The organism is Ruegeria sp. AD11(2025), assembly GCF_056542405.1.
Genome location: NZ_JBQFZU010000152.1, coordinates 1 through 601, shown reverse-complemented (window position 1 = coordinate 601; position 601 = coordinate 1). Strand labels below are relative to the sequence as shown.

Annotated in this window: 1 pseudogene; it reads right to left on the bottom strand. The window is 59.6% G+C overall.

From position 1 onward, the window contains the following. A pseudogene (locus ACR1XY_RS24825) lies at nucleotides 1-601 on the bottom strand (polyribonucleotide nucleotidyltransferase); the annotation flags it as partial.

Genomic DNA, 601 nt, shown 5'->3' with positions numbered 1-601 from the left:
GAATCTGCTCATGCGCAAAGTTCACCGCGCCCAGCATTTCGGCCTCAGAGAGTTCGTACGCTTCTGATTCCACCATCATCACGGCGTCTTTGGTACCAGCAACAACCAGATCCAGACGCTGTTCAGGGTTCAGGCGCAGGTCCTGCATGTCATCGACGGTAGGGTTCAGAACGTATTCACCGTCTTCGAAACCAACACGGGCACCGGCGATCGGGCCCATGAACGCCGCGCCGGAGATGGTCAGAGCAGCCGAAGCGGCGATCATCGCGACGATGTCGGGATCGTTGACCAGATCGTGGCTCAGCACGGTGCACATCACCAGAACTTCGTTCTTGAAGCCGTCAACGAACAGCGGGCGGATCGGACGGTCGATCAGACGCGCGGTCAGCGTCTCTTTCTCGGTCGGGCGCGCCTCGCGCTTGAAGAAGCCACCCGGAACCTTACCGGCGGCATAGTATTTCTCTTGGTAGTGGACGGTCAGCGGGAAAAAGTCCTGACCGGGTTTTTGCGCCCGTGCAAAGGTCACGTTTGCCATGACGCTGGTTTCGCCCAGCGTGGCAATCACGCTGCCGTCAGCCTGACGGGCAACCTTGCCGGTTTC